2 protein-coding genes and 3 tRNA genes are annotated in these 4,756 nt (G+C 55.5%); 3 read left to right on the top strand and 2 right to left on the bottom strand.

The window, feature by feature from the left end; genetic code table 11:
• Both F451_RS26480 and ycaO read right to left on the bottom strand, forming a co-directional pair.
• Positions 1 to 2,143: retention module-containing protein (locus F451_RS26480; RefSeq protein WP_040880408.1), on the bottom strand; the 2,143-nt coding region annotated here is incomplete at its 3' end.
• 140 nt (positions 2,144 to 2,283) lie between these two features.
• Positions 2,284 to 4,029, bottom strand: coding sequence for a 30S ribosomal protein S12 methylthiotransferase accessory factor YcaO (gene ycaO / locus F451_RS0124265; RefSeq protein ID WP_020684010.1), 1,746 nt, complete (start codon positions 4,027 to 4,029; stop codon positions 2,284 to 2,286).
• A gap of 257 nt (positions 4,030 to 4,286) precedes the next feature.
• Between ycaO and F451_RS0124260 the strand changes: the two genes are divergently transcribed.
• The 3 genes from F451_RS0124260 to F451_RS0124250 all read left to right on the top strand — a co-directional run bounded on the left by F451_RS0124260 (position 4,287) and on the right by F451_RS0124250 (position 4,560).
• A tRNA-Asn gene (locus F451_RS0124260) sits at positions 4,287 to 4,362 on the top strand.
• Positions 4,363 to 4,381: 19 nt separating this feature from the next.
• Positions 4,382 to 4,457 (top strand) — tRNA-Asn (locus F451_RS0124255).
• A 26-nt stretch (positions 4,458 to 4,483) separates the two neighbouring features.
• Positions 4,484 to 4,560: transfer RNA gene (locus tag F451_RS0124250), tRNA-Pro, on the top strand.
• The last annotated feature ends 196 nt before the right edge of the window (positions 4,561 to 4,756 follow it).

Genomic DNA, 4,756 nt, shown 5'->3' with positions numbered 1-4,756 from the left:
CGTCCAGGCTGTACTGGTAAACCGCCTCGTTGTAGTCCGCATCCAGCGCCGTACCGTCGGCCAGCGCCAGGGACAGGCTGCTGCCCGCCGCCGCGTTGGAAACATCGACCGTAAACACGGCGTTGTCACCTTCCGCAACCTCAACATTACCGACACTGATCGCCGGCACATCGCCGTCGATGATGGTCGCTGTGCCGGTGTCGTCGTAGTCACTGCCGTTGCTGGTCAACGTCGCCTTCAGGTCAAAGGTCTCGTTCGGCTCATCAACACCGTCGGCGATCGTGTCAGTACTTATCAGCACGGTGTAATCGCCACCGTCGGCCAACACGATCGGGCCGGCCACATCGTTCCAGTTCGCACCATTATCGAGGCTGTATTGATAATGAGCTTCGTTATAGTCCGCATCAACAGCCGTGCCGTCGGCAAGGCTTAACGCCAGACTACTGCCAGCTGCCGCTTTCGATATATTCAGCGTAAAGACAGCATCCGTACCTTCCGGCACCTCAATATCGCCAACGCCAGTTCCCGCATCCTTGAATTCGACGCCCGGAACATCCGCATCGATAATGGTGGTTGTAACGGTGCTATGTACGACAGCTTCCTGGCCGTTAACCGTGGCGCTCTGGAGCACGACGCTGACACTTTCATCGGGTTCGTCGACGCCGTCAGTGAGCGTCGTAACCTTGAAGCTGACGACCGTGTCGCCGATGGCCATTCCGCCCGCCGGAACCGTTACCGTCAGGACTCCATCCGTACTGTTGTAATCAACGTTCTCCAGCGCAGTATCAACTTCCAGCCCCGTGCCAATTGACAGCTTGATCACCTGACCGGCCTGCAGCTCGGCGCCACTCAGCGAAACACTGTAGTTTGCGGCAAGGCCCTCGTCGACCGTTTCATCACCCGAGAGGGTGAATTCAGGAATATCGTCATCGTAAATCGTGATCTGCGCCTGGCTCTGGGCACTATTGATGGTCGCATTACTGGCATCCAGCAAAACGATATCCAGGACTTCATTACCTTCGAACAGGGCATCTTCGGTGATATATACGCTAACTGGAAATTGAGTAGAGCCAGCCGGGATATCAACAGTATGAATCCGCGCACCGCCATCGCGCCAGTCTTCAAGGTAAGTGGTGGAAAGATCCCGCAGCTCATAGGTAACACTGATAACCTGATCCGAAGCTTTATCCAGTGTCAGCTGGAAGGTCACCTGGCGCTCGCCGCCACCGGTACCCTCCAGCACGGCAACCGAATTACCGTCGACAAGAACAGGAAACTCCGTCGTAGGTTCTGCCGGAGGCTCGCCCCCCCCCGGCGGCGTTTCAACTTCGACTTCAACAGTGACACTGACTACAGGCTCTGCCGGCGTGATTAGCACATCTTCATTTTCAGGAGAGGTAAAGCCGCGGCTAAGGCCGCTGGTCGCATAGCCGGCCTCGGGGTTAACTTCCTGCCCGGTACGGGACAACTGGACGAACGATGAGCCAGAGTCTCCCGGGCCATCAGCTTCACCCGGCGACTGACCGGCAGCGGTAGCCTCGGCCACAGCAGTGGGGTCTTCACCGGCCAGGATAGCGGCCTGGATGGCATCAATCTCGCCGGTCTGCTGGAGCGCCTGCTGTGCACTTGGCGCGGACGCGACCGACTGGGAGGAATCGAACTGGGACGCTTCGGTATAAAATTCGGGGGTAATCAGGGCCTGCTGACCCGACGCCAGTGAAACGATTTCGCCCGAGGCACTGGTCAACTCCACGGCGCCTCCGCCAGCAACACGGATCAGCTCGCCTTCAAACAAGACGTCACCAACAGTTAGAATCCGCTCGCTACCATCAGCGGCCACTGCTACTACAGTGCCACTGATTGACGTTACCGTTGCAGCAACATCCTGGCTCTGCGGCTGATCATCCGGGGCGTTCGATGTCAGGTAACCCGCATCAATCGTCACTTCCTGGCCTGAACCGAATGCCAGCATCTCACCATTAGCGGCTGAAATTTCGATGCGCCCGCCTTCGGCTACGCGAATCTGATCACCTTCATAGACGGCATCCCCAAGCGTAAGAACACGCTCAGAACCATCGGCGCCGACTGCAATAACGGTTCCAGAAATAAAACTGACATTACCTGCTACGTCCCCGATAGCCATGACAAATCTCCTTGATCTCGATAATTGCCCAGTTCAGGCTTTAGCTAAACATAGGGACTAAATCACGGGCCGCCTATTGTACCGTGGTACAGTGACCCGCCTTATCGACATTAGGAATGCATTGGCTTTCGCAACTACGATCAGGTCTCGGCCTGGAAATGACGCGATTTTACCTGCTGCAAGCGCTGATAAATGTCCAGCAAGGTACGGTGCATACCCAGCCCTTCCAGGTTGTCGCCGATGACGGGGGCATCCTCAAATACCTTTTCACCCGACAGCATCAGGCGCACCCGATCGAGCAGCGGCTGACCGTAGATCTGTTGCAGCAGATAATCAAACTGTTCTGCATGACGCTCCGGATCCAGCCGAAACTGCAGCAACTGGTTTATGCACCGACACAGCCGCAAGCGCTCATCAGCCAGCAAACCACTGTGTATCACCCAGTCACTCCACTCCCGCGCCAGGACCAGGTCGCCGGTACGCAATGCCAGTAGACAGCGCAACTCTCCAACACTGAGCCGCCCCCAGAATGAATCCGGATCAACGTACAGGCACAGCAGTTCATCCATGCGCAGATAGTTATCCAGCTCTGCCTTGTCGAGCTGCTGTTCCAGCTCTGCTGCCTGCTCAACACTCAACTCTGCAAGGCGCAATATAGAGTCGCGCAGGCCCATCGCGCGGTTGTTGTTATGGTGTACGAGATAGTCCACCGGATACAGGTCAGCCATCCCCGGCACCACAATCTGGCAACAACACAGCCCCAGGTGCTCATGGTCGGCGATATAAATATCCATATCGACGCGATGAATCAGGTAGCACAGATAGTCAAATTCGACCTGGCTGTCGCCTTCAATGTTCCACTGCGTAAAGGTGTAGTCTGGCTTGCGCGATAAAAGATCCCAGGCCACCACCCCGCTGGAATCAATGAAGTGCGCTTCAAGATTATCCTGCTCGGCCACTGCACTGAGATCAAAACAAGGGGGCGCAAAGCCGTTTAAATCATCCAGCTCCCGCCCCTGCAGCACGCCGGTAAGAGTACGTTCCAGCGCCAGCTCAAATTTTGGATGGGCACCAAAGGCCGCACAGCAGCCGCCATCAGCCGGGTTGATCAGCGTAATATTGACCAGCGGGAATTTGCCGCCCAGAGATGCATCCTGCACAACCACGATAAAACCGGCGGCACGCAACGCGCTGATGGACTCACAAAATGCAGGATAGCGGGACAAAACGTTTTCCGGAATCTGCGGCAGACTGATACCGGCCGTCAGAATCGTATTCTTTATATGACGCTCAAATATCTCGGATAACGCCAGGGTTCGTGCCTCCCAGCGTGAACTCCCGGCAGCCATACCGTTAGAGGTATACAGATTATTGAGTATATTGACCGGCAGCCAGACCTGCTCACCGGTGCGCTGGCGTACAAAGGGAATAGCACAAACCCCACGCTGCTCGTTACCGGAGTTGGTATCCACCAGCATTCGACCGCGCAGCTGACCATGCAGGTCGTAATGATCACGGGTTGCCTCATCGAACAGGCCCGCCGGCAAGCCCGTGCCGGCCAACGCGAACCAGCGCTCATTCGGGTAATGTACAAAATCGGCCTCGGCCAGTGCCTTGCCAAAATAGTAGTCGGCAAAGAAGCGATTGCAGGACAGGCCTGCATAAAAACTACGCAGCGCACAGGCCAGCGCCGCATCACGACTAATGCCCCGTCCACTGCTCTCCAAAAGCGGGCAAGACAGATCACGCAACTGAACGGACCAGACATTGGGCACCGGATTGAACCAGCACACATCTTCCAGCTCGAACCCGAGCTTCTGAAGACCCTGGCGCATCAGGCGAATACTTTCATCCAGCTGCGCGTCTTTAGCTACCAAAGCGCTCATATGCTCTCCCTTACCAACCACTCTTATACTTATGGCATGAATGCGGTACTCAAAACGCCTGCGGCCATTCATGCATCGGCCGACACAGTCTGCGGACTCACATACAGCAGCCCACCCAAGTGCCGCGCCAACCCGCCCAATTATAACCGTATCAGGAGCCACGAACGCAGCCCTGCTTATGGCAAAAAACTTTTTTAAACTAAGGGGTTGACGCTGACCGGGCTCATCATTAGTATACGCGGCCTCGGTTGAGACATTCCTCGATAGCTCAGTTGGTAGAGCAGTAGACTGTTAATCTATTGGTCGCTGGTTCGAGTCCAGCTCGAGGAGCCAACCGTTGATGTAGTGATGTTCCCTGATAGCTCAGTTGGTAGAGCAGTAGACTGTTAATCTATTGGTCGCTGGTTCGAGTCCAGCTCGGGGAGCCAACTACAATAGTAAGTGCAGTACCCGTCGGAGTGTAGCGCAGCTTGGTAGCGCATCTGGTTTGGGACCAGAGGGTCGTAGGTTCGAATCCTATCACTCCGACCACTTTCTTTCCCCCCCTCGCAAAAAATCAGTTACATCGCATTAACGTGTGATTTTTCACTGCACTAAACCCTTCGTAAAACCTTTCCCACTACACACCTTCTCCATAGCGACATTATTTTCTACTGTAACACCGGACACGGTAGCTATCCTGGTTTCGACAACCGCCCACCGATCGCCCTCCGTCACCACGACGATT

The sequence above is a fragment of the Marinobacterium rhizophilum DSM 18822 genome, assembly GCF_000378045.1.
In the GTDB taxonomy this organism is placed as follows: domain Bacteria; phylum Pseudomonadota; class Gammaproteobacteria; order Pseudomonadales; family Balneatricaceae; genus Marinobacterium_A; species Marinobacterium_A rhizophilum.
The sequence above is the reverse complement of the archived record's forward strand: the minus strand, read 5'-3'. Positions and strand labels throughout refer to the sequence as shown.

Bases quoted from the DNA above. Each gene is read 5' to 3' on its own strand.
- ycaO (WP_020684010.1), bottom strand. From the start codon at position 4,029: ATGAGCGCTTTGGTAGCTAAAGACGCGCAGCTGGATGAAAGTATTCGC.